This is a genomic window from Laedolimicola intestinihominis, assembly GCF_040096155.1.
Taxonomy (GTDB): Bacteria; Bacillota; Clostridia; order Lachnospirales; family Lachnospiraceae; genus Laedolimicola; species Laedolimicola intestinihominis.
Genome location: NZ_JBBMFE010000021.1, coordinates 1 through 26,461, shown reverse-complemented (window position 1 = coordinate 26,461; position 26,461 = coordinate 1). Strand labels below are relative to the sequence as shown.

25 protein-coding genes are annotated in these 26,461 nt (G+C 47.8%); 6 read left to right on the top strand and 19 right to left on the bottom strand.

Annotated elements, in window-relative coordinates:
- Positions 1-2 precede the first annotated feature (2 nt).
- Genes WMO29_RS15910 through WMO29_RS15890 form a run of 5 tightly spaced genes read right to left on the bottom strand, consistent with a single transcriptional unit; the run spans position 3 to position 5,967 of the window.
- Positions 3-1,151 (bottom strand): DHHW family protein, encoded by a 1,149-nt coding sequence (locus WMO29_RS15910; RefSeq protein WP_349165462.1) that lies wholly within the window; start codon positions 1,149-1,151, stop codon positions 3-5.
- A 31-nt stretch (positions 1,152-1,182) separates the two neighbouring features.
- Positions 1,183-2,574 carry an MBOAT family O-acyltransferase gene (locus tag WMO29_RS15905; protein ID WP_349165461.1) on the bottom strand — a complete coding sequence of 464 codons (1,392 nt, stop codon included), beginning with the start codon at positions 2,572-2,574 and terminating at the stop codon, positions 1,183-1,185.
- 22 nt (positions 2,575-2,596) lie between these two features.
- Positions 2,597-3,082, bottom strand: coding sequence for a DUF4358 domain-containing protein (locus WMO29_RS15900; protein WP_349165460.1), 486 nt, complete (start codon positions 3,080-3,082; stop codon positions 2,597-2,599).
- Entirely contained in the window at positions 3,079-3,840 is a 762-nt protein-coding gene (locus WMO29_RS15895) for a GDSL-type esterase/lipase family protein (RefSeq protein WP_349165458.1), read from the bottom strand. Before WMO29_RS15895 ends, WMO29_RS15900 begins: the two co-directional genes overlap by 4 nt.
- Positions 3,841-3,900: 60 nt before the next feature.
- Complete coding sequence (locus tag WMO29_RS15890; protein ID WP_349165457.1) at positions 3,901-5,967, bottom strand: hypothetical protein; 2,067 nt, start codon at positions 5,965-5,967, stop codon at positions 3,901-3,903.
- Positions 5,968-6,165: 198 nt separating this feature from the next.
- Between WMO29_RS15890 and htpG the strand changes: the two genes are divergently transcribed.
- From htpG to WMO29_RS15875, 3 genes are all read left to right on the top strand, one after another.
- Positions 6,166-8,217 (top strand): molecular chaperone HtpG, encoded by a 2,052-nt coding sequence (gene htpG / locus WMO29_RS15885; RefSeq protein ID WP_178039533.1) that lies wholly within the window; start codon positions 6,166-6,168, stop codon positions 8,215-8,217.
- Positions 8,218-8,400: 183 nt separating this feature from the next.
- Positions 8,401-8,721, top strand: coding sequence for a type II toxin-antitoxin system RelB/DinJ family antitoxin (locus WMO29_RS15880; protein WP_178039532.1), 321 nt, complete (start codon positions 8,401-8,403; stop codon positions 8,719-8,721).
- A 2-nt stretch (positions 8,722-8,723) separates the two neighbouring features.
- On the top strand, positions 8,724-9,140 hold the full coding sequence (locus tag WMO29_RS15875) for a putative toxin-antitoxin system toxin component, PIN family (protein ID WP_178039531.1): 417 nt from the start codon (positions 8,724-8,726) through the stop codon (positions 9,138-9,140).
- A gap of 71 nt (positions 9,141-9,211) precedes the next feature.
- Here the strand turns inward: WMO29_RS15875 and WMO29_RS15870 are convergent, their stop codons facing one another.
- The 5 genes from WMO29_RS15870 to WMO29_RS15850 form a co-directional block, all read right to left on the bottom strand.
- Positions 9,212-10,663 (bottom strand): glycoside hydrolase family 1 protein, encoded by a 1,452-nt coding sequence (locus WMO29_RS15870; RefSeq protein ID WP_349165455.1) that lies wholly within the window; start codon positions 10,661-10,663, stop codon positions 9,212-9,214.
- 19 nt (positions 10,664-10,682) lie between these two features.
- On the bottom strand, positions 10,683-12,125 hold the full coding sequence (locus WMO29_RS15865) for a family 1 glycosylhydrolase (protein ID WP_178039529.1): 1,443 nt from the start codon (positions 12,123-12,125) through the stop codon (positions 10,683-10,685).
- A gap of 17 nt (positions 12,126-12,142) precedes the next feature.
- Positions 12,143-12,481, bottom strand: coding sequence for a PTS sugar transporter subunit IIA (locus tag WMO29_RS15860; protein ID WP_349165454.1), 339 nt, complete (start codon positions 12,479-12,481; stop codon positions 12,143-12,145).
- A 27-nt stretch (positions 12,482-12,508) separates the two neighbouring features.
- Complete coding sequence (locus tag WMO29_RS15855; protein ID WP_178039527.1) at positions 12,509-13,747, bottom strand: PTS transporter subunit EIIC; 1,239 nt, start codon at positions 13,745-13,747, stop codon at positions 12,509-12,511.
- Between the two features lie 148 nt (positions 13,748-13,895).
- Positions 13,896-14,213, bottom strand: coding sequence for a PTS sugar transporter subunit IIB (locus WMO29_RS15850; protein WP_178039526.1), 318 nt, complete (start codon positions 14,211-14,213; stop codon positions 13,896-13,898).
- A gap of 264 nt (positions 14,214-14,477) precedes the next feature.
- Between WMO29_RS15850 and WMO29_RS15845 the strand changes: the two genes are divergently transcribed.
- Together WMO29_RS15845 and WMO29_RS15840 are read left to right on the top strand one after the other, a co-directional pair.
- On the top strand, positions 14,478-16,400 hold the full coding sequence (locus tag WMO29_RS15845) for a PTS sugar transporter subunit IIA (RefSeq protein WP_178039525.1): 1,923 nt from the start codon (positions 14,478-14,480) through the stop codon (positions 16,398-16,400).
- Between the two features lie 11 nt (positions 16,401-16,411).
- Positions 16,412-17,251 carry a Cof-type HAD-IIB family hydrolase gene (locus WMO29_RS15840; RefSeq protein WP_178039524.1) on the top strand — a complete coding sequence of 280 codons (840 nt, stop codon included), beginning with the start codon at positions 16,412-16,414 and terminating at the stop codon, positions 17,249-17,251.
- Positions 17,252-17,315: 64 nt separating this feature from the next.
- On the opposite strand, the gene xylB is transcribed toward WMO29_RS15840, so the two are convergent.
- From xylB to WMO29_RS15810, 6 genes are all read right to left on the bottom strand, one after another.
- Positions 17,316-18,803: a xylulokinase gene (gene xylB / locus WMO29_RS15835; protein ID WP_349165453.1), complete on the bottom strand. Its 1,488-nt coding sequence runs from the start codon at positions 18,801-18,803 to the stop codon at positions 17,316-17,318.
- 245 nt (positions 18,804-19,048) lie between these two features.
- Positions 19,049-21,025: a hybrid sensor histidine kinase/response regulator gene (locus WMO29_RS15830; RefSeq protein WP_349165452.1), complete on the bottom strand. Its 1,977-nt coding sequence runs from the start codon at positions 21,023-21,025 to the stop codon at positions 19,049-19,051.
- Between the two features lie 99 nt (positions 21,026-21,124).
- The gene (locus WMO29_RS15825) at positions 21,125-21,712 is read right to left on the bottom strand and encodes an HD domain-containing protein (RefSeq protein WP_178039521.1); all 588 of its coding nucleotides are present in this window, start codon (positions 21,710-21,712) and stop codon (positions 21,125-21,127) included.
- Between the two features lie 72 nt (positions 21,713-21,784).
- Positions 21,785-22,297, bottom strand: coding sequence for a flavodoxin (locus tag WMO29_RS15820; RefSeq protein ID WP_178039520.1), 513 nt, complete (start codon positions 22,295-22,297; stop codon positions 21,785-21,787).
- 837 nt (positions 22,298-23,134) lie between these two features.
- A complete protein-coding gene (locus WMO29_RS15815) occupies positions 23,135-23,737 on the bottom strand; it encodes a Type 1 glutamine amidotransferase-like domain-containing protein (protein WP_186871855.1) in 603 nt (200 codons plus the stop codon).
- A 396-nt stretch (positions 23,738-24,133) separates the two neighbouring features.
- Positions 24,134-24,568 (bottom strand): bacteriohemerythrin, encoded by a 435-nt coding sequence (locus WMO29_RS15810; protein WP_349165450.1) that lies wholly within the window; start codon positions 24,566-24,568, stop codon positions 24,134-24,136.
- 255 nt (positions 24,569-24,823) lie between these two features.
- Here WMO29_RS15810 and WMO29_RS15805 point away from each other — a divergent pair, with 255 nt between their 5' ends.
- Positions 24,824-24,994, top strand: a complete 171-nt coding sequence (locus WMO29_RS15805) for a toxin-antitoxin system protein (RefSeq protein ID WP_186871858.1) — start codon at positions 24,824-24,826, stop codon at positions 24,992-24,994.
- Positions 24,995-25,289: 295 nt separating this feature from the next.
- Here the strand turns inward: WMO29_RS15805 and WMO29_RS15800 are convergent, their stop codons facing one another.
- The 3 genes from WMO29_RS15800 to WMO29_RS15790 all read right to left on the bottom strand — a co-directional run.
- Positions 25,290-25,619, bottom strand: a complete 330-nt coding sequence (locus tag WMO29_RS15800) for a type II toxin-antitoxin system RelE/ParE family toxin (RefSeq protein WP_186871859.1) — start codon at positions 25,617-25,619, stop codon at positions 25,290-25,292.
- Complete coding sequence (locus WMO29_RS15795; RefSeq protein WP_186871860.1) at positions 25,616-25,924, bottom strand: type II toxin-antitoxin system RelB/DinJ family antitoxin; 309 nt, start codon at positions 25,922-25,924, stop codon at positions 25,616-25,618. The genes WMO29_RS15800 and WMO29_RS15795 overlap by 4 nt, the downstream gene beginning before the upstream one ends.
- A gap of 72 nt (positions 25,925-25,996) precedes the next feature.
- Positions 25,997-26,461, bottom strand: a 465-nt coding sequence (locus WMO29_RS15790; RefSeq protein WP_349165449.1) for a DNA cytosine methyltransferase, incomplete at its 5' end; no start/stop codon positions are given.

Below are 26,461 nucleotides of genomic sequence, written 5' to 3'. Positions count from 1 at the left end.
TATTATTCCAATACATACTGTAACACGTCGTCTTCCAAAAACGTATTTAAATTATAGAGAAACAGCACATCCGTGAACCCATACTGCCCCATCAGCTTTTCCAGATTGTCGTAATAATACCTGGGATCCACCAGCACAATCTCTTCGAAGCCGTCGGTCAGATAAGGCACGAAGCAGTTGGCGTAGGAATCCTTCACAAGAAGCAGCTTCCGGCCCGTGGAGGCCATGGTTCGGATCTCGGTCAACGGATGGTTGCCGTTTAAAAACATGCCATATTTGTCTTTGGTACTCAGCTTCTCTGACGCATACAGGGAAGCTGATTTTGTCTGCTCCTGCACGTAGGTGACCACCAATTCAGTCTCCGGCTCCGGCCAGTAGACCTCGATGGTATCGTCCGAAACCTGATAACCACTCCTTGCGGACAAGGTTCCCTGAAACTGCGCGGTCACCGGATACAGTTTTTCCCCGATGTTCTCCGCCTTTTCCGCCACTCCCGGAATGTTCATCACCTCCGCCGCCTTTTCATAGGCGTACCAGGCCCCCAGCGTGGTCCAGTGGTGGTCGCTCCGGTAATAGAGGTATTCGTCCTTATGCGCCCGCAACGTCTCATACAGGGGGATTTCCGTCACCGAACTGTTCTGTTCCTCCTGATACCTCTGAAGCGTTTGAAGCTGCTGCTCCTGTTCTGCCACCGGCACGTATCCCGGCAGCCGCTCCTTCTGTACAGACGCCGCGTCCGGAGCTAGCATCAGATAGGAATGCACGTCCGGATACTGGCTGCAAAAGTGATTGATGGCGTCCAGATTTTTCCACACCTCGTTTCCGATTTCCGACGGTTCCTCAAAAAGCTGATTTTCTCCCAGATATACATCCCCGGATTTATTTTTGCCAAGCAGCTGATCCGCCGCCGTCTGCAGGCGAATCCACTGATCCCGGAAGGCGAACTGATCGGTCTGGTATTTTTCAAAGCTGCTCATAAAGCGACCGTCCACCAGCTCCGCCAGGCCGAAGGCAGGCTTTTGCTGCAGCATCCGGTTTTCCGTGTCGGAGAATTTCATATCCTTATGAAGGAAATTGGCTGCAGTAAAACCGGCCAGCACCAGCACGAAGCCAAGTCCCAATATTTTATTCAAATTTTTTCTGTCTCTCATCGTAAGCCTCTGTCCATCTATTTTCCCGTTTTCAGAATCGGAAATACAAAAACGGATTATACGTATCCCGAATCAGATATGCCACTGCCAACAAAAACAGCGCCAGATATCCGACTAAAATCAGACCGTCCCACCAGTCATTTTCCTGCAGCTTCCGCCAGATTCCAAATGGCAGCGGCGTGGAAAATAATGCCGCCAGGATAAACAGAACAAGTCCTGTGGTCAGGTAATAAAGCCCCGCCGCATCCGCCAGGCCGGCTGCGCCCCGTCCGAACAGCGCCGTCAGATATTGCCCCGCCGCCGTGAGACTGGGGCTGAAGAAGAACACCCAGCCTGTCATCACCAGGAACAGCGTGTACACCCGTCTTAGTACCGGCCATTGTTCGATTTTTCCTTTTAATACATATTTTTCGAAAATCAGCAAAATTCCGTAATACAGGCCCCAGACCACAAAATTCCAGCTGGCCCCGTGCCAGAGCCCGGTCAGCATCCAGACCACCAGCAGATTGAACATATGCCGTCCTGCTTTCACCCGGTTACCGCCCAGCGGGATGTACACATACTCCCGGAACCAGGAGCTTAAGGACATATGCCACCGCCGCCAGAAATCCGTAATGCTTTTCGCACAGTAGGGATAGTTAAAATTGGGCCGGAATTCAAAGCCCAGCATTTTCCCAAGGCCGATGGCCATATCGGAATAGCCGCTGAAATCAAAATAAATCTGAAGAGTATAGGCCAGCACGCCAAGCCAGGCTGACAGTACCGACAGGCCGGAAAGGGCCGTAATTTCCTGAAATATAACGCCCAGATTGTTGGCCAGAAGCACCTTCTTCGAAAGGCCGCTTATAAAATACCGGACTCCGTTTCCAAACTTCTCCGGGGACATTTCCCGCTTCTGAAACTGGGCGTCCACATCCGCGTACTGGACGATGGGACCCGCCACCAGCTGTGGGAACATGGAGATATAGAGACCAAAGGAAATGAGATTCGTCTGCCGCTTCGCTTTCCCCCTGTACACATCCGCCAGGTAGGAAATGGACTGAAAGGTATAAAAGGACAGTCCGATGGGCAGGCGGGGCGTCAGCTCCGGCAGCTTTACCGGAAGCAGTGCCTCCAGATTCTCCGCCAAAAATCCGTAATATTTAAAGAACCCGAGAATCAGTAAATTCACCGCCACGCCAAGTGCGAGGCTCCATTTTCCAGATTTTCCCTTTTCCTTAAATCTCGCAATATCCAGTCCCATCACGTAATTCCACAGGATACTGTAGCCCATGAGCCCGATATAGACCGGCTCGCCCCAGGCATAAAAAATCAGGCTTGCCACCAGAAGCACCAGATTCCGAAGCTTCACCGGAGCCAGATAATAAACCGCCAGCACCGGCGGCAGAAACGCAAAGAGAAAGACAATACTGCTGAAAACCATTTTTATGCTCCTAATATCTCATTTATTCTGTCTGAAACAGGTCTTTTCGGTATGCCTTTTTGATATCCGACACGTGATCCGATACCGCAAACAGCACGTACACATCGTCGCTTCGAAGGGCGCTCTGGTTCAACAGCTGCACCTGTTCCGGACCGTAACCATCGAAATTCCGAATCTGCGTGGCTTTTCGATCCCGGGCCGCCTGAAGCACCTGCTCCGCCTGTGCGGTCGAGGTACACTCCGCTAAAAGCAGCTCCTCTACGGCCATATTGTCAGAAGAAATATAGAGTACCCAATGGGCCAGTTCCCCACCGTTCAGCCCGTAAAGCCTTCTCAGAAGCTGCGCGTCGCCCTGCTTCATATCCGATGCATCCGCTACGGCCTCCACATCGGCCCGGAGCTTTCCGAAGTCCACATGCCGGGCGGTTCCCTTAACCACCAGGACACCGCCATACACCAGAAGCCCCAGAAGGATAAGCTTCGCTATCCGCAAAATCCAGTCTCTCATAAGCCAGCCGCCTCCTCCATGCGCTCCAGCCACAGCGGATAGGGCGTACTTTTCAGGTGTACTGCATCCTTCTGATACCAGTCCGCGTGATCCTGCAGCAGCTCACTGTTGTCAATATAGGTCAGGTTCCATTTTTTACACATATCCCGAAGGGCCTGATTAAAGGTATCCACATTCTGAAGGGCAGGCTTCTTCTCCACGGCCTCCGGAAGCACCGGCAAAATTCCATTGATGTAAACGGGCAGATCGGGCGCCTGAGCCCGGATCTCTGTGAGCCGCTCCTCATAATGCCGGATAAAAAGCCTGCTGTCACCCCGGCAGTATTCCAGATCATTTAACCCGATGGATAAAAATAAGACCTTCGGCGCAAGCGAAAGCGCTTTTTCGATCTCCGGTCCGGCTGAGTCAGTCCGCAGTCCCCGAAGCGCCACGATTTCTGTGGCGTCCAGAATCTCATAATCCAGAAAGCCTGTCGCCACCGAATCACCCACCAGAACCGCGCCCGCAAAGCGCTCCTTTAACGTACCTTTGTCCGGATTTCCCGGATCTGACAGCTGCTGCTCTGCCGCTTCTTTCTGTTCCAGCTTTACTTCTATTTTATTTACATCTGCATTTTCCTGCGCTTCTATCCATGCCACCGCCGGGAAACCACCTTCCGGTTCTGTCTTTTTTTCGTCCGCCCTGCCGTGCGCAAACCATACGCCGACAAGCAGCGCCAGCACCAGAAAATACCAGGCAATTCTCACATTCTGTCTCATCCTACAAGCACTCCTACCTTTATAGTATATAGACGGATCCGCATTACAAAAAGTTTCAGCCTACAGCCAGAATTCGATCAGATGCTCTACCCTGTAGAACCAGACCGGATTCATATCCTTCACTTTATCATAGATATCTGTAAATATGGTCAGGAAATGGAACAGCATAGCCTGAATAAACAAAAGCAGAAACAGACCGTACAGAAGCTTCCATCGCTCCATACCCACGCTTTCTTCCAACGCTCCCAGCACCACCGGCACCACTGCCAGGTAAAACAGCCAGATTACATCCACCGTATAACGGGGAATCAGACCGCCAATCTGGATATCAATAAAAGCTGTCACAAGCCCCAGAATCAGAAACATCCACGCCCAGAGATAAGCTTCCTTCTGCCGAATCAGCTTCTTACATTTCCACGGAATCAGACTGAGGAACAAAATCAGATTGTTGACCATGATGCCGCCGAAGCCGCTCTCAATGATGGCCTGGCCGTAAAACTGACTCTTCACCGCCACCTGCTCATAATAGGGAAATACGCCCGTAATTACCGGCGGCTGAAACAGCATAGTAAAATAGCCGAATACCGTCCTGCCCATTTCCAGCTTCCGCCTGGTCATATCCTGCAGGGTGAGATTGTAGGCGGCTCCGAAATCCGTGACGCTGCCGAAGCGAATCTGATTGTAATACATCAGGCCCGCCGCCACCAGAAGCACCGGAAACGCAAAGGCAAATAAATCTAATACCTTCTTTTCTTTCAGAACCTTTCCCTGTCGAATCGCAGTTCCGTACAGCGGCAGCGCCAGCGCGCTCACCAGCACCAGCTGGGGTCTGCAGCCCGCAATTAGCGCAATCAGAAAAGAACCTGCCGCCATTTCCAACCGATTGACCCGTTCCCCTTTCAGCGATTTCATCCAGAAAGCCAGTCCCCAGACGCCGCAGGCCATGCCCAGCATCAATGGGATGTCATAGAAGGTGGGATATCGGTAAAAGCTCCAGACACCGCTGCCATTGGCAATCAAAAGGCTCAAAAGCAGCCAGACCGAATAGGACGTATTGCGATACCAATTTTTTACAATTTCTCCAAGTAATACAAATACACCGGCCATAAACAGGCTGCAGGACAGCCAAACTGCCGTAAGCGTCGAAAAATCCGCGCCTGTGAGCAGATAACAGGGCAGGAAAAACAGAAGCTCCGGTACGACTCCAAAATAGACGTAATAATGTTCCCTGTAATAAGCGGTATCCCACATATAGCTCTCATCCGCATTTTCCATCACCGCGCTCCGCATCCGGTAATCGTAAGGGTTCTCCAGGGATTTTAATGTCTCACCCGGCTCTATTTCAAGCCGTGTCTCGCCCTTCGCCAGGGAATGGGCCAGCAGCTGGTACTGGGTCATCCAGGTCATGGTGGGCGCCTGCTCCACCGCCGTCAGATTCTCCTGCTGCACCGCAAAGGCCGCCGCGAATTCCAGTCCGAGAAGCACTGCCGCAAAAAGAACGCCCTTATAGCCGCATTCCACATATTTTTTCCGGTGAACCTCCGAAGACGGGCGCAGATACCAGCCAGCGATAAGCAGCCCCCATACAGCCAGCAGCCGCGCCAGAGAGTAGAAAAACGGCACGGACACATTGCCGCTGATGTCGGAAATCCGAATGAGCTGTCCTTTGGACGCGTGAATGATAATCAGCATTTCCGGGGAGCTTCCGCTCAGATGCAGCCGCATATACTGGCTTTTTTCCACACCATTTACGATCTTACGTTCCGGCAGACGAAAATATTTTTCATTGGCCTCGTCCGACGCCTTCACCTGAACACTGACAGCCCGGTCTTCCGGTGAAACCGGATTTTCCACACGCATATCAATCTGAATATTGTAAAGCTTCTGCTGTATATTGAGCAGTTCGATACAGGATGTCTCCTCTCCATTCTCCGCTGTAACACGATACAGGCTATCATTCACCTGCTCCAGGCCTTCGCCCAGTATCTGCTCCTCAAAATTCCTATGCTCGTCCTTCCACAGATATGCTTCCCAATGTCGGAAATTAAATACGAATATTTCCAGAAGAATGCCCGCTAAAATCAACAGCAGCGGCATCAGCCATCTGCTTTTCTTCCACTCTTTCATCCTTTGTATCTCCCTCGCTCATATATGTTTTATTATACCAGATCTTCTTTTCCCTGTTTATAGAATTTTTATAAACTTTACGGAAATTTTGTTAGCACTCGCCTGATTAGAGTGCTGATTTTCTATTGACTTTTCCATTCCGCCGCGTTACAATATTTATCAGTTACGAAACATACCTACTTAAAGGAGTGAACGAAAATGGCAAATACACATGGAAGTCTTTCCATTAACAGCGAAAATATTTTCCCGATTATCAAGAAGTGGCTCTATTCCGACCACGATATCTTCTTCCGCGAGCTGATTTCCAACGGCTGCGACGCGATTACGAAGCTTCATAAGCTTGCCCTGATTGGTGAATACAACTATCCGGAAGGCCACAAGGACAGCGTCCGCGTGATTGTGAACCCGGAAGAGAAAACTCTGAAATTCATCGATACCGGACTTGGTATGACCGCAGAAGAAGTCGAGGAATACATCAACCAGATCGCATTTTCCGGAGCGGCTGATTTCCTGGAGAAGTACAAGGATAAGGCCAATGACGACCAGATCATCGGTCATTTCGGACTGGGCTTCTACTCCGCATTCATGGTAGCAGACGAGGTTCACATCGACACCCTTTCCTATAAGGATGGCGCGAAAGCCGTTCACTGGGAGTGCGATGGCGGTACCGAATACGATATGTCTGAGGGAACCCGCACAGAGATCGGTACAGAGATTACCCTGTTCCTCAATGAGGACTGCCTGGAGTTCGCCAATGAATACCGCGCCCGGGAGGTTATCAGTAAGTACTGCTCCTTCATGCCTGTAGAGATTTTCCTGGAGAAGGCAAATGCGGAACAGGAATACGAAACCATCGACGAGTCCGAGTTACGCGAAGACGACGTGGTGGTCGAGCATATCCATGAGGACGCCAAGACGGAGGAGATCGAAAAAGAGGACGGCACCAAAGAGACCAAAGAGGTATCCCCGGCCCGGGATCGGGTCAAAATCAACAAGCGTCCCGTTTCCTTAAGCGATATCCACCCGCTGTGGACCAAACACCCCAATGAGTGCTCTGACGAGGAATACAAGGCCTTTTACCGCAAGGTGTTCCAGGATTACAAGGAGCCTCTGTTCTGGATTCACCTGAACATGGATTATCCCTTTAACCTGAAGGGTATCCTGTACTTCCCGAAGATCAATACGGAGTATGATTCCATCGAGGGAACCATCAAGCTGTACAACAACCAGGTATTTATCGCAGATAATATCAAGGAAGTCATTCCGGAATTCCTGATGCTCTTAAAGGGCGTCATCGACTGCCCGGATCTGCCGCTGAACGTATCACGAAGCGCCCTGCAGAACGACGGCTTTGTAAAGAAGATTTCCGATTACATCTCCAAGAAGGTAGCAGACAAGCTGACCGGTATGTGCAAGACCGATCGGGAAACCTATGAGAAGTACTGGGACGACATCAGCCCGTTTATCAAATTCGGCTGCCTGAAGGATGAGAAGTTCTGTGACAAGATGAGCGATTATATCCTGTTCAAGGATCTGGACGGCAAGTATCAGACTCTGAAGGATCTGGTTCCGGAGGAGGAGGCCGCCGATGTGGACGTGGTGGAAAACCCGGACGACAAGCAGGAGGATACCGAGGAGAAGGAGCCGGAAAAGACGACCATCTTCTACGTAACCGACGAGGTACAGCAGAGCCAGTATATCAATCTCTTCCGCGAGGAAGGCAAGAACGCTGTCATCCTGAAGCACAATATCGACGCTCCCTTCATTTCCCATCTGGAAATGAAGAATGACAAGATCAAGTTCCAGCGGATCGACGCAGATCTGACCGAGGACTTCGTGGAAGCCACCGACGAGGCAGAGCTGAAGGAGACCACCGATTCCCTGACTGAAATCTTCCGGAAGGCTCTGGGCAATGACAAGCTGGACGTGAAAGTAGAGAAGATGAAGAACGAAAATATCTCCTCCATGATTACCCTCTCCGAGGAAAGCCGCAGAATGCAGGATATGATGAAGATGTACAGCATGAACGGCATGGATCTGGGTATGTTCGGCGGTGGAGAAACTCTGGTCCTGAACGCCAACAACAAGCTAGTTCAGTACATTCTGGAGCACAAAGACGGCGAACATGTAAATCTGTTCTGCGAGCAGCTTTACGATCTGGCTATGATCAGCCACCAGCCGTTGGCGCCGGAGAAAATGACCAAGTTCATCAGCAGAAGTAATGAGATTATGATGCTGCTGGCGAAATAAATTACTAATTCACTTACAAAAGAGAGACAACAGATGAATGTTCTGTTGCCTCTCTTTTTCAACTCTGACAAAATAATTTCTTTATTCAGCATATTAGTAACTATCCAGTCCTTGACTTTTTTTCTATATCCAAATATAATTGTATTATAAACCAATACATTTATATTTGAAAGGAGTGTTTTTATGGCTACAAGTGTAATGCAAGTGCGTGTTGATAATGAACTGCGTACCCAGGCTACCGCTGTCTACGAGGAGCTAGGCATCGACCTTCCCACTGCCATCCGCATGTTTTTAAAACGTTCTGTTGCTGTGAACGGCGTTCCATTTTCCATGACGCTGCCCAGACAGGACTACAACGCCGAGCGGGCAATTCGCGCCATGCAAAGCCTGAGTGAAGCTGCACAGCAAAATGACACATCCGATATGACATTGGACGAGATCAATGCTGAAATTGCCGCATCCAGAGCCACCCGGGCAGCAAGAACTGTTCAGAATGGAGTGTAACTATGAAATACTATGCTGTCCTTGACACAAATGTGGTTGTTTCCGCTTTATTTAATTTTTCCTCCGTTCCCGGTATGATTCTGCAGGAAGCGCTCGCAGGCCGTGTGATTCCTTTGTTGCATGAAGATATTCTGGACGAATACAAAGAAGTTCTGCATCGTCCTAAATTTAAATTTGATCGACATAATATCGAACTCATATTGACAGGCTTAATTAAACGGAGCATCTTTTTGGATGCAGCTACCACTCAGGAGTCCATTCCTGACCCCGATGACGCAATTTTTTATGAAGTCGTTATGGAAGCAAGGAAAAACGCTGACGCTTATCTTGTAACCGGCAATACTAAGCATTTCCCAGTTAAGCCTTATGTGGTGACTCCAAAAGAAATGTTGGATATTCTGAATGAAAATGAGACTTAAAGCTATGATACTTTCCAAAAGAGAGACAACAGATATGATCTGCTGCCTCTCTTTTTCAGTTCTGGCAAATGTTATAGCTCTTCGCCATTCGTCTCAATAACTCTCTGATACCAGTAGAAGGAATCCTTTTTCCTGCGCTTACCACTTCCCTGCCCCAAATCGTCCAGGTCTACGTGAATATAGCCATAGCGCTTGCTCATCTCCGCGCTGGAGCTGGACACCAGATCGATGGGACCCCAGCTCAAGTAAGCGAGAATTTCCACTCCATCCTTTACGCACTCTTTCAGCTGCGCAATATGCTTACGCAGATAATCGATGCGGTAATCGTCGTGGATACTGCCATCCTCTTCTACCTTATCCAACGCGCCAAAACCATTCTCCGCAATCATCAACGGCTTTTCATAACGATCCCAATACTGGGACAGACAGTTGTAGAAGCCCAGTGGATCCGCTCTCCACTCCCATGGCGTCGGATCCAGATACGGGTTCTGGCAGGTATCAAAGGGCTTCATGGTATTTTTCTCTGCGTCTACGATACCGCTGTAGTAATAGGAAATAGCCAGGAACTCCATCGTATTCTTTTTTAACAGTTCCTCATCTCCGTCTTCCATCCGGATGCAGATATCATGATCCTTGAAATAACGAAGCGCGAATACCGGATACTCGCCTCTCAGCTGCACATCGGTGAAGAAATACTGCATACGGTTTTTCTTCATTGTCATGACCACATCGGCAGGCTTGCAGCTCGCCGGATATGCCGTGCCATCAGCAACCATGGTTCCCATTACAGCGTCCGGATCAATCTCTTTTGCCAGCGCCACCACCTTCGCACCGGCAATAAACTGATTATGTACCGCCTGATACATTAATTCTTCCATCTTTTCCGGCGCCGCCTGATCATCGTAGATTCCCAGGCTTCCGAACTGCACTGTGGGCACCAGGTTTACCTGATTGCATACAATCCAGTATTTTACTTTTCCCTTGTACCTTTTTAATAACACCTCTGCGTAGCGCACAAAGAAATCAATCATTTTCCGGTTCGCAAAACCGCCATATTCTGTCACCAGATGCAACGGAATATCGTAGTGCGACATGGTGATAATCGGCTCCATGCCGTCTTTCTTGATCTCGTCAATCAGACGATCGTAAAACTCCAACCCCTTTTCATTCGGTGTCTCTTCATCGCCGTTCGGGAAGATCCGGGACCAGGAAATACTGGTGCGGAACGCGCGGAAGCCCATTTCCTTCATCAGTGCCAGATCTTCTTTATAGGTATGGTAAAAATCAATGCCGTGGCGTTTCGGAAAATAGCTTTCTTTATCCTCCATCGCTGCCTTAATAGCCGCCAGCGTTCCTCCGCCTTCTTTTTTGATGTGCGCCCGATCCAGGTGCTTGTCAAAGGCATGGATATCGGATGTGGACAGCCCTCTGCCATCCACATCATACGCGCCCTCTATCTGGCAGGCCGCCACAGCGCCGCCCCACATAAAATTCTCCGGAAATCCGGTCGGTACTTTTTTCATTACTTCTCCTCCTGCTTTCTCAATCCAACTCTGTTCCCCTGGACTGAATCACTTTCTGATACCAATAAAAGGAATCCTTGCGCAGACGGGCGCATTCCTTCGGATCGTCGTCTGTACGGTCCACATAGATAAAACCGTAGCGTTTTTTGACTCCGTTGCTGGTGGATAACAGATCCACTGCGGACCACGGACAATACGCCAGTACCTCCACGCCATAATCCATGGCTCTTTTCATGGCCTTGATATGATCCCGCAGATACGCAATCCGATATTTATCGTGGATATGTCCGTCCTCAGTCAGCGTATCATAAGCGCCCAGACCATTTTCCGTAATCATCAGGGGCTTATTGTAGCGCGTATAAATATCCCGGAAGATATATTCCAGACCAGTCGGATCGATGGCCCAATCCCAGTCCGTCGTATCCAGATTCGGATTTTTACACATCTCATAGAAACCGGGGTGGGTTTCAAAGCCGTTCATATCGCCCTTTTTACCGGACCAGTTCACGCCGCTGTAACGAATCTCTTTTCCTTCTTCCATCGGACACGCCTTCGCGCATTCGCTGGCATAATAATTCAGTGCCAGGAAATCGGAATAGCCTTCTTTAATCAGCTCCATGTCGCCTTCTTCAATCACTGGTGCCAGTCCATGCTCCTCCAGATAAATCATCGCGGATTTTGTATACATGCCCTTGAAATAGATATCCAGATAATAGGCGTTGCGCAGGTCATGGGCGTTCTGGGCCGCCATCACATCCTCCGGCTTCGACGTCAGCGGATACACCGGCGCGTAGCCAAGGGCCGCGCCCACCAGTCCGCCCGGTACCAGCTCGTGAACCAGCTTGCAGGCAATGGCGTGGGCCAGATTCATATGATGGTTGATCTGGTAACGCAGCTGATTATTTCCCCGCAGTTCTTCCGGAATATAGCACTTCTGTGTCCAGAACTGTACAATGATGCTCTGTTCGTTGATTGTGGTCCAGTATTTGACCTTATCCTTAAATTCATTGATAATATAGCGGGCATAATACGCGAAGTCATCCACCACTTGACGGCTCAGCCATCCGTTATACTTTTCCACCAGCGCCCAGGGCAAATCATAATGGTAGAGCGTCACGATAGGCTCGATCCCGTTTGCCCGCAGTTCGTCGATCAGATTACGATAGTATTGGATACCGGCCTCATTGACCTCGCCGACACCGTCCGGGAATACCCGGGACCAGGCGATGGAAAAGCGGTAGGCCGTAAATCCCATCTCTTTCATCAGCGCCACATCTTCTTTGTAGTGATGATACTGATCGCTGGCAATATCCGCCGTGGCAAATCCGCGCTTTTCATAATTCTCTTTATTGATCACGTCCTGCTGACTGGCCTTCTTGCCGTCTTCATAGGCGGCGCCCTCTACCTGATAGGCGCTGGTAGCGGCACCCCACAAAAAATTATCGGGAAATGCTTTGTTCATACTCTCTCCTCTTTGTCTCACTTTGTTTTTTCTTCTATAATCTTCAGAATATCGACCATTTCCTTCGCCATACGCAGCTCGGAGTGAATGGTCATCAGCGTATCTTGCGCATGAGCAAACAGAAGAGAAAACTCATAACTCTCGCCGCTCGCTTCATTCTGGATGATTTCTGTCTGCGCCTTGTGCGCCAATACGAATGCCTTTTCCGCTTCCTCCATCAAAGCTTCCGCTTTCTCAAAGTCAAATCGTTTTGCTTCCTGCAGGCCCTCTGTCACCTTGACTCTGGCGTCTCCCGCATGCAAAATAATCTGCATCGCCACGGATATTAATTCATTTTCTTCTGCAAATTCGCCCATTGCAATTCCTCCTATGTCATATAACGGCTACGCTTCTGCGACAGCCTCTTCTTCCAGCTTCTGCTTCTCATATGCCTTAAAGAACGGATACCAGATCGCCAGGTAAATCACGAACAGGATCGCCCACCACAACAGCGCGCGGATATCCTCCGTAACCATCACACTGCAAATCGGAGCCGGAATCTGTCCCACCTGAATCATCTTGGACGGGATGTTCAGCAGACCGGTACTCATCAGAATCCATACGTACACCGGTCCCACAACGGAATTGATCCAGGCCGGAAGCATCAACAACGGATTAAACACAACCGAAGCGCCGTACATCACCGGCTCATTGATATTAAAGATGGACGGAGCGATAAAGATACGTCCCAGTGTCTTTAACTGCTTGGATTTGGAAAAGCACATTAAAACATTCAGTCCCAGTGTAGCGCACATGCCGCCCATGGTAACAAAGGCCAGTGTAAAGGTGGATTCGCTTGTCACGATGTTGGTCGCAATGCCTCCTGCGGCAACCGCATCAATGTTCGCCTGAATACCAGCCATGAAAATCGGCGTTGTAACCGCTCCGAACATCCAGCTGGAGATACCCATGGTATAGAAGAACGCCGGAACCAGGCAGCACAGAATAAAGCCCGGAAGCGTCTGTCCGATGTTCGCGATGGGCATGAATACAGAAATAATCGCATTATATAAATTGATATGCAGAACATGAACCAGAATCATCGCAATTCCCAGGGAAACCACGTTCGGCACGATGGTATTGATCCAGGCTGTTACGAAATCCGGAATGCTGCTGTCCTGTAAAAAACGGAGTTTTCCCCAGTTATGGAAGATCACTGCCACATACAGACCGACTACCATACCAACGGCGATTCCCGAAGGTCCCAGGTTCGAAAGCAGTGCGGAAATGCTGTCCGCGCTTTCTCCCACCGGCATTGCGACCATCAGCAGTATTCCGATGGAAGTGATTCCCGCATTGATGACATAAGCCGGATGATTCAGTTTCTCCATGCACTGATTTGCCATCATAAATGCGACGATCAGGGTAATGACGCCGAAACTGTAATTCAGAATCGGTGATAAATCCGGAAGCGCCGGTATAAACGATACAAATACGTTATAGAAATAAATCAGGGATCCGGTTAAGATAAACGGAATAATCTTCTGCATACAGCTTGAGATGGCCGACGGCCAGGGTTTGCTGAAAAGTTTGTTCATGGTTGGCGCGAAGGATTCCGACAGCCATTTCATAATATTTTTCATTTGTAAAATGTCCCCCTTTTTCAGTAGTCATTCAGTAGTCTCTTTCTGCTTTATCTTGCACATTTTCTCCTGATAGGGTATAATAGGCAGAAAGAAGTCTTACGCAATTTTTGATTTCTTTTAAGGGCTAAGATGGCGGTCTTAGCTCTTACTTTTGTTTTGCCAGTTCCATAGCAATCTCCAGAATCCGCGCGCCGTCCAACGCTCCATACACATCCTGGGGTATCACGGCTACAGCCACCCCATACGGCTTCGCCAGATCCTGAAACTTGTCCAGATCCACTGCGTAGTGCGGTCCCAGAAGCAGGACATCAATGGAGGATAAATATTCCGCTACTTCCGATTGACTTCTCGCCTCTATGCTGACTGCCAGCTTCTGCTTCTTTGCGACCTTCCGCGCGTTGCTTGCCAGAAATCCGCTGGACATTCCCGCGCCGCAGCAAAGCATTACCTTCAGGTTTTCCATGTTTCTTTCTCCTTTCTTGTTTTTGTCTGTGTCCACAGTATACCTCACGAAATTCTTTTTTTCATCCTGTCTTTTGCACCCTGACGGGCAATTAAAAGACTCTCCGTTTGCCCCTTAAAGTGAAAAAAAATGGTTGCTAAGCCAAATCGGACTTTTTATAATATAAGAAGCTTGTTTTTATATACGTACTTAAACAGTGTAAAAAACGAAGTACCTGTTTTTGCACCTGTATGTTATAGAAAAAGGAAAGGAAGCGAACTGTTTGTGAAAAAGAAACAGCATGATCTGCTGAAATATCTCTTATCCCAGAGCAAACCCATAACCAGTACAGAAATCGCCAACGCGCTGTCCATCTCCACGCGTTCTGTAAAGAATTATGTCAGCGATATCAATTCCTTATACAATACCAAGCTCATTCTGTCCTCCAGAAACGGGTATGAACTCAACCGTCAGGCTTCCTCTCTTCTGACCCTCGACAACAGCGAGAGTATTCCTCAGACCGGTGAAGAGCGCGCCTTTTTTATCATCAAAGAACTGATTCTCTATCATACCTCACATCTGGATTTATTCGAGCTATGCGAAAACCTGTGTATCAGCTATTCCACGGTAAAGGCCGTGATTTCCAAAATGAATAAAGCCTTTTCTACTTATGGCGTGGAGTTTCTCTGTGAGAACGACTGTCTGTATATCAAAGGGGAAGAAAAGAATAAGCGGAAACTTATCAGCTATGTCCTCAGCGAGGAATCCAAGAACTGCTTTATCACCCTGCAGCAACTGAAGCAATGTTTCCCTGACCTGGATATCGATCAGTTACATAACATTGTCGTCAGCTCCTTTAAGGCGCATAACTTTTATCTGAACGATTTTGCCACCGCTAATTTACTGCTGCACATCGTCATTATTATCGATCGGAAGCTCAACGGCAACCCGTTAGATTCCAGCGCATTTACCTTTTCCATAAAAACTGAACAGGAAAACGCGTTACTTCAGCAGCTGATAGCGGAATTGGATTCTCTGTTCGGTATTTCGCTGAATTCTTATGAGCGCTATGAGATTTATATGCTGATCAAAGCCAACGCCAACTATTCCATCGTGGACTCAAAAGCGGAGCTTAAAAGTCTTGTAGGCAATGAAGTCATATCCCTGACGGAATATTATATCCGACAAATCAATACCCTTTATTTGATTGATTTATCCGATGAATCCTTTGTGACTCCGTTTTCCCTGCATTTGAAGAACCTCCTGTTCCGACTGCGCAACGGACAGAATATCGCGAATCCACTGACAAAATCCATTAAGCTGAACAGCCCGGTGGTCTTCGATATGGCAATTTATATCACTCTGGATATCATGGAACGCTACCATTTCTATGTCTCAGAGGATGAAACAGCTTTTCTGGCCATGCATATCGGCGCGGAGATTGAACGTCAGACTATCAACCGTTCCAAAATTCCCACTGTATTGTTGTGTCCGGAATACCGTAATCTCGGCGTGGACCTTCTGAACAAACTGTTGCTGAATTTCGGAAATCAGATCAATATCGTGTCCAGCGTCCACAGCGAGGAGGCTTTACAGTCCCTGGACATCTCGTCCTTCGGTCTGTTGTTCACGACTGTTCCGCTATATCACACCTATGACTGCGATACCATTCAGATTTCACCGTTCAATCTGTCGCAGCAATACAGTGTCATTCAGGAAACCATTGTCAACAGTCAGAACCGTTATAAGAATCATAAGCTGAAGACCAACTTCCACGCTTTCTTCGAAAAAGATCTGTTTGTGGCCAACACGAACATGACAAGCAAAAATCAAATTCTTACCTATCTCTGTGATCTTTTGCAAGTGAAGCGTTACACAGACGCCGGCTTCGAAGAAAAGGTCTACAAGCGGGAAAATGCCTCTACCACCGCCTTCGGCCATATTGCCATCCCCCATTCGACGGATATGGACGCCATCAAAACCAGCATTGCCGTCGCCGTCAGCAAGAAGGGCTTTCAATGGGACAACAATACCGTCCATCTGGTATTTCTTCTGGCTATCAACAAGGCGGATAAGAAAACATTCCGGGAATTGTATGAATCTCTGATTTCACTGTTCAGCAACGATTCTATCCTGCAGGAGGCCCGCAGCTGTACCACCTTCGAGGAGTTTGAGACCCTGGTCTACAGCAACATCAATCAAGAATAAAGGAGCATCTTATGAATAAAAAAATCATATTTGCCGACATCGACGGCACCTTATTTGACCATGAGACCGGGAAAATTCCGGCATCCGCATGCGAGGCGCTGCGGCAGGCCAGGGAGAACGGGCATCGCATCTTTCTGTGTACCGGGCGGCCTCTTCCTGATATTACCGGGGATCTGCGCCAGCTCCCCTTAAGCGGTATGGTGCTTGCCTGCGGTGCGCATATCATTGCAGAGGGCGAGACTATCTTCGAGCAGAACTTTCCCACCGGGGATCTGAAGCGGCTGATCGCTTTTATGCAGGAGCACCACATCGAATTTAAGCTGGAGGGCAGCAGGCGCAATTATCTGACTCCCCTTGCGTATTCCCTCTTTCAGGGAATCTTCACGGAACAGCCGGATGACAGCGAACTGGCAAGGGCCGCTATGGCAGACGTAGGGATGTTTCCTTTTTCCGACATCGCAGAGGCAGACCTCGGGCAGATTCTGAAGCTCTATCTCTTTTCGAAAGACCCCAGCGCCCTCGAAGCGCTGAGTCAGGCTCTGCCGCCTCATATCCAATGCTTTCTCTATGAAAATATGGAGCGTGACCTCGCCAATGGCGAAATTACGCTGCGCAATATCACGAAAGCGGCTGGCATCGACCGGGTGCTTTCGTTTTATGGGGATTGTGGGCTGAAGGATACGATTGCGCTGGGCGACAGCCTGAACGACATGGAAATGATTCGCCACGCGGGCGTCGGCATCGCCATGGGAAATGCCGTGGATGCGTTGAAAGAAAACGCCGATTACGTTACAAAGGATATCGCAGACGACGGGTTCGCGCACGCTCTACGACAACTGTGTCTGATATAAGATTCCTGCGTTTTTTCAAAAAACTCCCGGGTGAATCAACTCACCCGGGAATTTTTATATACTTTTACAATTTTGCAAACTTCTCATACAGCGGAACCAGGCAATGATATGCCTCATCAAAGACCGGCTTCAGCTCCTCGTAAACCTTCTGGTTCTCTTTCTTGGGCTCCACATGCTTCTCAAACTTCAGGAAGCGCTTGATCTCGTCGAAGCTGTCGAAGACGCCTACGCCGACGCCTGCTATAACCGCCGCGCCGATGGAAGTGGCCGCTTCCACGCAGTCCGGCATATCAAATTTCACGTTCAGCACATCTGCCAGGATCTGGGTTACCACCTCGCCCTTGGCTCCGCCTCCGGTCAGGTTCATCTGCTCAATCTTCGCCTGCTTCCGATAGGCCTTCAGAATCAGCTCCATGTTCATGGCGATTCCCTCAATCACCGCGCGCACATAATCCTTCTTTTCATGCTCCGGCTTGATTCCCAGAAACGCCGCGCTGGTGTCCGGATTCCATCGGGGGCTCCGCTCACCCAGCATATAAGGCAGGAAAATCAGATTCTGCGCGCCCGCCGGGGACTTCTCGATAAGCTTGTTCATCTCGTCGTAGGGCATATCGTCGCAGAGAGCCCGCCGTATGTAAGCATAAGAACTGCCTGCCGCCTGCATGGTTCCGCAGGGCATGTATTTACCCGGGATTACATGGGCAAAGCAGAATACCGTCTTATCCGGGTCAATAAAGGGCTCTGTGGTGGTTCCGCCGATCCATGCGGAGGTTCCATAGGTCAGGTAAAACTCTCCGTCCTTAATGCAGGCTGCGCCCACTGCGGACACCGGGCCATCGCCGCCGCCGCAGACAACCGGAGTCCCTGCGGGAAGCCCGATTTCACCGGCTACCCTGTCCTGAATATAGCCTGCCACATCGATAGAGCGCTTTAAGGCCGGCAGCTTCTCCCTGTCAATGCCTGCCGCATTTAAAATCTCGTCTGACCACTCCAGTCTCCGAAGATCCAGCGCCTGGGTGCCGGACGCGTCGGAATAATCGGTCACAAACTCACCGGTCGCTCTCTGGATAATATAATCCTTGGCCTGCAGCATTTTATAGGTTTTCTCATAGACCTCCGGCTCATTGGCTTTCAGCCACATCAGCTTCTCAATGCTGTAGCTGGCAGCTACCCGGTGTCCGGTAATCCGGTAAATTCGGTCCGCGCCGATAGCATCCTCTAACTGCTTCGCCTCTTTCACCGCGCGCATATCCGCCCAGATCATAGAATCCCTGAGGGGTATTCCGTTCTTATCCACCGGCAGGCAACCCTGCATCTGGGCGCTGAAGGACATGGCCGCCACACGGCTTGCGTCTTCCCCTTCCAGCACTGCCTTTGTGGCCTCGCAGACTGCGTCCCACCAGTTTTCCGGATCCTGCTCCGCGTAATTACCATGAAAGAAATGCACATCATAGGATGCAGTGTAGCTTCGCACCTGCCGTCCCTCTGTGGTAAAGAGCGTCGCCTTATCCCCCGAGGTTCCCAAATCATGTGCAATCAGAAACTGTTCCATTTTATCTTCTCCTCCTTGTAGTCATAATATTTCCCAATACTTTCTTGCCGGTTTCTATTATACTCCCGGGAAGGGGAATCTGTAAACCTCCTGTAACGACCTTTCTGTTTTTATTGACAACTTTTCATCCCTGTACTATGCTTTTTTAGTATGTTTTTCACAAAAGAAAGGGTTTCTTTTATGGCAAATACAGATATTCCCGAAATTTAAGGCAGGCTATCCGGCCTGCCTTCCCTTACAGAAGATTAAATTTTAAGCTCCGCTATGGCTTTTCCAAGCGCTGCCGTCTCCACCGGCTTCACCACATAGCCATCCATACCGGCTGCCAGGGCTGCCCTTCGATCTTCCTCAAAAGCATTGGCCGTCATGGCAATGATTGGTATGGACGCTTTGGCGTCAGGAAGTGCCCGAATGGTCTTCGCCATCTCATATCCATTCATCCGCGGCATTTGAATATCCGTCAGGATCAAATCATAATACCCTTCCGGCACCTCCCGAAGTTTCTGAATTGCGCAGACGCCATCCTCCGCAAGGTCCACCTCCGCCTGGGCGTCCGCAAGCAGCGTCATGGCAATCTCCGCGTTCAGCACATTATCCTCCGCCAGAAGAATTCGTTTTCCCGAAAGCATAAGTCTGTCCGTGGAGGCTTCCTTCTGCTTCAGAGCATTTTTCTCCGCAATCCGGCAGGAAAGTAAAACTGTGAACCGGGTTCCTTTTCCCTGCTCGCTTTCTACCAGGATGCTTCCGTCCATCATATCCACAAAGGACTTCACAATTCGCAGTCCCAGACCTGTTCCCTGAATTCCGCTTTCCGATGAATTCCGTTCTCTTGTGAATTCCTCAAAAATGTGGGGTAGATATTCCGCGCTGATACCGATGCCGCTGTCCTCTACAATCCCGCGAAACTGCGCATATCCAGCTTTCTCAGAGGGCAGTTCTTCCATTGTCAGGCAGACCTTTCCTCCTGCAGGCGTATATTTCACTGCGTTACTCATGAGATTCATCAGAATCTCCCGCAGCTTCATGGCGTCGCAATAGATATAGGGATGCGTCACACGCATATGCTTTTCCAGCTTCAGATGCTTTCTGACTATCTCATCATTCAGAAGCATATCAATGGTATCTTCCAGCTTCCGCATATCCCAGACCTCTTCGCTTAAGCTTTCTTTTCCGCTCTCAATCCGCGCAAGCTCCAACACATTTCCGATAAGACCAAGCAAAAACTGACTGGCCTCTTTCAGCTTCTTCAGATATCCGGCGGTAAGCTCCTGCTCCCCCCAGTGGGTCTCCATCAGATTCGCGTAGCCGATAATCGCGTTCATGGGCGTCCGAAGATCATGGGACATGGCAAAGAGGAAGGCTGATTTGGCCCGGCTCCCCTCCTCTGCCTGCCGCAGGGCGTTTTTCAGAACCATCATTTCTGAGATATCCACAAAGGTGGTAAGGGCAGCCCGCTCTCCGGTCGGAATCTGCACAATCTTCGTCTTGGCCACAATATGGCTCTCATTGGAACTGCCTTTTCCGATGATACACTCGTAATCCACGGAATCATCTTCTTTCTGAAGCTTTCTCAGTCTTTCCACAGTCCCCGGTTTCGGATAGTATACGCTCCGCAAGGCATTCCCGATTTTTCCCTGTGCATCACCTATATTCTTTATCCCGTACATGCGAAGTGCTTCCGCATTCATATGGACGACCCGGTGATCCGGTATGGTATAGGCAAGAATTCCACAGCTCTGTATATCCAGAAGCTCACGATAATAATCCTCCCGGCGTTCCCGATTCCTCTGAAGGCTCTTATTCATCTCCGTCAGCCGCCGCTCCATCTCCCGTTCCCGCTCCAGCCTTACGGTTTCAGAGATATCCTGATGCGTCCCCATGGTATAGATAAAGCCCTTCTCCGACACGTCTCGCACACCGCCGCAGCGCACGATCATTTCCCCTTTTAAGGGGTGCAGATACCGGTATACAATCTCTGTCCGTACTTCCGCCAGTTTATCCGCATATTCCTGAAACATGGACATATCTGCCGGATGCACATGGGCGATATGGAACCGGAAGCGCTCCTCCGGCGTCACATCCCCGGTCACACCCAGCAGCTCGTCCATCACTGCGTCCGCATAAAAACGGGTCGGTTTTCCTTCCTCAAATTCCACCCGCCACAGACCGATCCGGACCGCAGAAAGTATCTTCTCAGCATCTGTCTCATTCAGCTGATTCATATAAAATCCCCCTCGAATACACGATGATTTTTCGCGTCTTTCGCTAAGATTATCATAGTATATCCGAGGGGGATTTGCAAGCCAGTCACTCCTCATTTTTTACTTTTTCAGGCTGCCCTTCCGAATATTTTCCTGAAGAATGCGATCGGTTTCTTCATAGAGCCGTTCGGAACCAAGCCGGGTTTTCCGCTGTCTTCCGTAGACCTGCTCCGCCGATACGTCATGCTCCTTCCAGTCTCCGCCGCCATTGCTGTTGTTCAGGAGCAACGGCTGCAGATTGTCCATGGCATGGGCAAATTTGGACTCCGGGGTTGCAAATTCTTCAAATTCATCAAACAATTGCATCAATTCCTGCTTCTGTTCATCCGGAAGCAGAGAGAAAATACGCTCCTTAGCCGCGTTCTCCCGGGCTTTCTGGGTCTTCAGGCCCTCCGCGTCGTAGGCGTAGGTGTCGCCTGCGTCGATTTCCACGATATCGTGAATCAGGCACATGAGCATGACCCGCGCGATATCCACCGGTTCATTGGCGTACTCCCGCAGAACATAAGCCATAATCGCCATATGCCAGGCATGCTCCGCGTCATTCTCATTTCTCCCGTGTCCGGACAGATGGGTCTGTCGGAAGATATTTTTCTCTTTATCGATTTCCAGGGCAAACTCGAGCTGTTGTTTCAGGCGTTCATCCATGAGTTTTCCACTCCCTTACTTACTTTCTTTTTGTACTTTACCATGATTTTTTCCATCATTTTGATAACTTTATCAATTTCTTTTCACCCATTCTGCCAGGGTCGGACCTGCCTGAGCTGCCATGCTTCCATGTACGGGCAGTCCCTCTTTCACTTCCGCCGTCGGACAGAGCTTCTTGATCACGCCTTCGCTCCGGCCCATGCCGCTTCCTTCGTTGGTGCAGAAGGGCAGAATCTTCTTCCCTGTAAAATCAAAGGCCGTCAGAAATGTGGTGACCGCCTGCGGCATGCTTCCACAGTAATTGGGATAGCCCAGAACGATCGTATCATAGGGTTCGATACTCTCCGGCAATTTTTTCAGCTCCGGGCGCCTCTTAATGGTCATATCCTTCATGGCCTGCGCCACACACTTTTTATAGTTGTCCGAATAGGGCTCTTTCATCTCGATTTTGAAAAGATCCGCCTCGATAGCCTTCTTAAGCTCCTTTGCGCAAATTTCGGTATTGCCCACTTCTACGCTTTTGATTTTACCTCCGAAATAATTTTCTCCGGCTCTGGAGAAATAAGCGATTAAAATATGGTTCATAGCTTTACTCCTTTTTATTCTTTATTTGTATTGATAATTCCTTCTATTACAAATACGGTATACAAAAAAATGCGGTATTACCAAAATTCCGACTCCAGCTGTCAGACTTTCTTTTACACAGCTTATATATTGCACTGTTTCCAGTATAATCCTCAAGAACATAACATGTAAACAGATAAATTTTAATTTTTTTGATTTTCATTTATTCTCAAACGACCAAAATTGGCATTAAAAAAGGGCTTCACATTTCTGAGAAACCCGCTAAGTTCGAGGGAGTGGGGGCTTCCTCCCGGAAGTCCCCGAGTGTTATGAATGAAATACTTTCAACTACCCTTTATCTCCTCTTGTCAAACGCCATTTTTCCTTATAAAATAAGGCTTTTTCAGCATTTTGCTTCTTATCTCGTTTTGTCTCTTTTTTCGAGATTGTCGTCAGAATTGTCGTCAGCTCTGTCGTCAGTTTAGACCACATACTCCACCTTCAACACCTCATTTTTCATCTAATCCACTGTCTCAAATCGTGACATCTAATCCGAGGTTACAACCTGACACACATTTCGCAGTAGATATGTTTCCATATAAGAAAACCGAGCTTTTTTCAGAGGTTAGGCTTTACATCCCAACTTCCGAAAAAGCCCGGAAATACGCCGCTTTCTGGCACTTATTTATCTTTTCTTGACATCAAGACTACCGTCTCGACATGCGTTGAGACGACTGAACTGCTCTCTTTTTTACCTCATCGGTTTGTGGAAACATGTCCAGTGCCTCATCGGTTTGTGGGAACTTATCAATAGTTACCGCCTCTGCTCTGCATCAACAAAAAACAGGAATTTTCAAATTAGTCTTTGCAAATAACCTTTGAATCTTCACCATCAATTACAATTCCCTGACGGTTGTTAATTGGGCATAGATTCAAATCCGAAAACTCAGTCATTATTTTCTCGGTAACTTTTTTAAATGGTGCTGTAAGATAATGCGGAAGAACATAGAAATCAATCAAATCAATCCCTGCATCATCTTCTTGTGAGTAGTCCTCCGGCTTTTCATCCATTTGCTCGATATATTGGATGCTTGGAGCGCATATAATTGCGCCTGCCGACTCGCCGATCATCAATTTTCCATTTACCAATTCCTTTTTCAGCAGTCCATCAGTTCCCGTTTTACGGAGCTGGTCCATAAGAAAGAAAGAATTTCCGCCGGTAAAATATATCACATCTGCTTCTTCAAAAACAGACTGTATCGTTGAATAAGCCTCCGTTGAAATATCAATTTCAGTTACGATTGCTCCCAACTTTTTGAATAATTTTCGAGCCGAGCCGACATAACCGGTGTAGCCTTCACGCAGTGAAGCTGTTGGAATAAATGCGACTTTCTTATTTTCAATTTCTTCCTTTATCAGACTTCCTACACTTGAAAAGTGCGAACATAAAAATAGTTTCATCAATATTCTCCTTTATAAATTCCGATTTGTATAACAGTAGTCTAACACACGTTGTTTAAAAATACTACAGCCAAGCCAATGTCTGTAATTTGCCCTAAAATTTCATTTTATGGAATTTGGACTACTTGATTTTCTAATTGCATACGCAATTCGTGAAATGTATCATTATACTGTTGATACATCAGACACACAAATGTAAATAGGGACTAATTTTTTTACTGCGTAATTGATTACTTCTTCCGGTGTGGGCCTGTCTCCTTTAAGTGCCATTTTCTTCCATTCTTCCTGCACAGCCGGGTCAGGATTATCAAATCCTGCATGCCAGCGCAATATATTACCTAGAATATCGCTATAACAGGAAAGGGGCTGTATTTGTGTAACAGCCCCTAGTTTATTTTAGCATCGGTCTGGATTTTGTCTCATAAAGATAAATTCTGCCACAGAGCGGTCGTATGTTTTAATGTGTCCAAACAGCCAGTCGATTACATTTTTCTGTACAAGTTCACTAAACCGATCTGTTGGTCCTTCATACTCCTGAAGGTATTCATACAGTTCCTGAATTGTCTTTTTAAACTCTTCATGTCTTTCATAATGTTTTTCACGCTCTGGATAACCGGCTTTTTCCTGAAGTGCTTCTTCTTCTTTAAAATGAAAGTCAGTATACTCATTAAGATAATCCAGAAGTTTGATCGCCTTTACCTTGCTGTCGCCATTTTGACAGGCAATTACAAAGTTCTGAATACGGTCAATCAATTCTTTGTGCTGTGTATCAATTGTTTTATTTCCTGTTACTAAATTGTCATCAAAGGTAATGTTTAAATCGTAAGTCATAATTTGACCTCCATTTCTTTTATAAATACTTTGTTTCTTGTATATCTGTATTATACATGATAATTATTCTTTTGTCAATAATAGTAATTATTATTATTTTCTTTCACACTTAGCATAAACTGCTATTTGAATTGCACATTTACATATTGTATATATCATGGGAATAGTTTATAAAAAATCTTACTTTTCATTTCCTTCGCTCCATATTTATTACTACTTTATGCAATAGTAAAGTAGCAAAAAAGGAGAATTAGTATGAAAAATAAACCTTATAAAGTTAAAGTATCCGTCTCCCCGGATGAGGATATTATTCAAATAATAAAAGCCCTCGCTGAACAGGATGACCGGAATTTCAGTTCCTATATCAACAAGGTCTTAAAAGAGCATATTCAAAAATTTACCTTTGACAAAAAATTCCCCACCTAGGAATATAGCCTTTCCCACTCCCTATGGAGTTACATAGTTTCCAGTATTTTGCTCACTTCACTTACCAACGGTAATACCTCTCTTTTACTTTTAGCAATATATATCATGTTCATACGCACTCAGCAGCTAGTACTTTGGGCTGTTCTGAATAGCTACAAAATTTTTATTTATTTTTCTTAACTATAGAACTACACCTGCTACAGGTACAATCCAGAATATCTTTGAAAGCTGATTTCACGCCAAAATGAAAAAGGTGTGTATGGAAAATTTTTTTCCATACACACCTCACTGGTTTTTATTGCTTTGTATAAAGATTTAATTGCTTATCAATATTGCGTCCGCCATACATCACACGCAGGATCTCAACTGTTTTCCTATCTTCATCCGGAATATACAATACCACATAGTTATCTACTGGTAATATACGAAGTCCCCTACTTTTCCATGGTTCCGTTTCATATCTCCTGTATCGTTCCGGCATGGTTTCCAAACTTATGATTTGTTCTTCCAGGCGTCGAACTTGTCCGGCTGCATTTTCTGGTGCTTGTAATTCAAAGGCAATATATTCATAGATCCCTCTTAAATCAAGCTCCGCCTGCCCCGTCATTTTTACTTCATATATCATAAGCCATAATCCTTACGTATCGCATCAAATACTTCTCTTGCATTTTTTGTGCGTCCCGCCTGCACATCTGCATATCCCTTTTCCAATTCTTCATGGAAATCTGCTTCCGATAATGCGCTGATATCAACAGGTCTTGCAGATGGAATTTTTACTTCAAACGGAAGTCCTCTCTGTAAAATAATCTGTTTATAAAACATATTGATTGCATTAGAAGCCGGAATCCCAAGGGTAGATAAAATGCTTTCCGCCTGCTCTTTCACATCCGGTTCTATTCTCGCATATAAATTCGCTGATTTTGCTGCCATATAGAATGTCTCCTTTCTTATGCTGCATTTTCTTCTACCCTTATTATACGCAAATGTCCGCACAATAGCAAGTCATTTTTCAACCTCACAAATTCCCGCCATCACATACTCCGCGCATGGCAGGGCAATGGAATTACCCAGTGCCCGGTACCGGGCACTGTCGCTGATCGTCTCTCCTTCGCACCCGTAGGCCGTCCAGTGATCCGGCAGTCCTTGCAGGCGCTCACATTCCAGTGGTGTCAGGTATCGGATACCTCCCTCTTTTCTCCAGTCTTCTCCTTCGTACCAGAAGCTAAAGCTATTTGCGCTGCTGGCAAGAAGTGTGGGAAAAGGCTCATCTGGCCGTCCAAAGCTGGTAAGGAACTTGGCTTCGTCTTTTTCTTTGACCGCTCCACGCATTTGCCGCTCCTGCATGGGAAGAATGACGGGTATGTGCCGCCCTGTTTCTTCAAAAAATATTCCACTTTCTCCGACGGACGGCAGCCCAGACTGGCCGCATACCTTAGAATCCGGGAGCACTGGGCGGCACTTAAATAA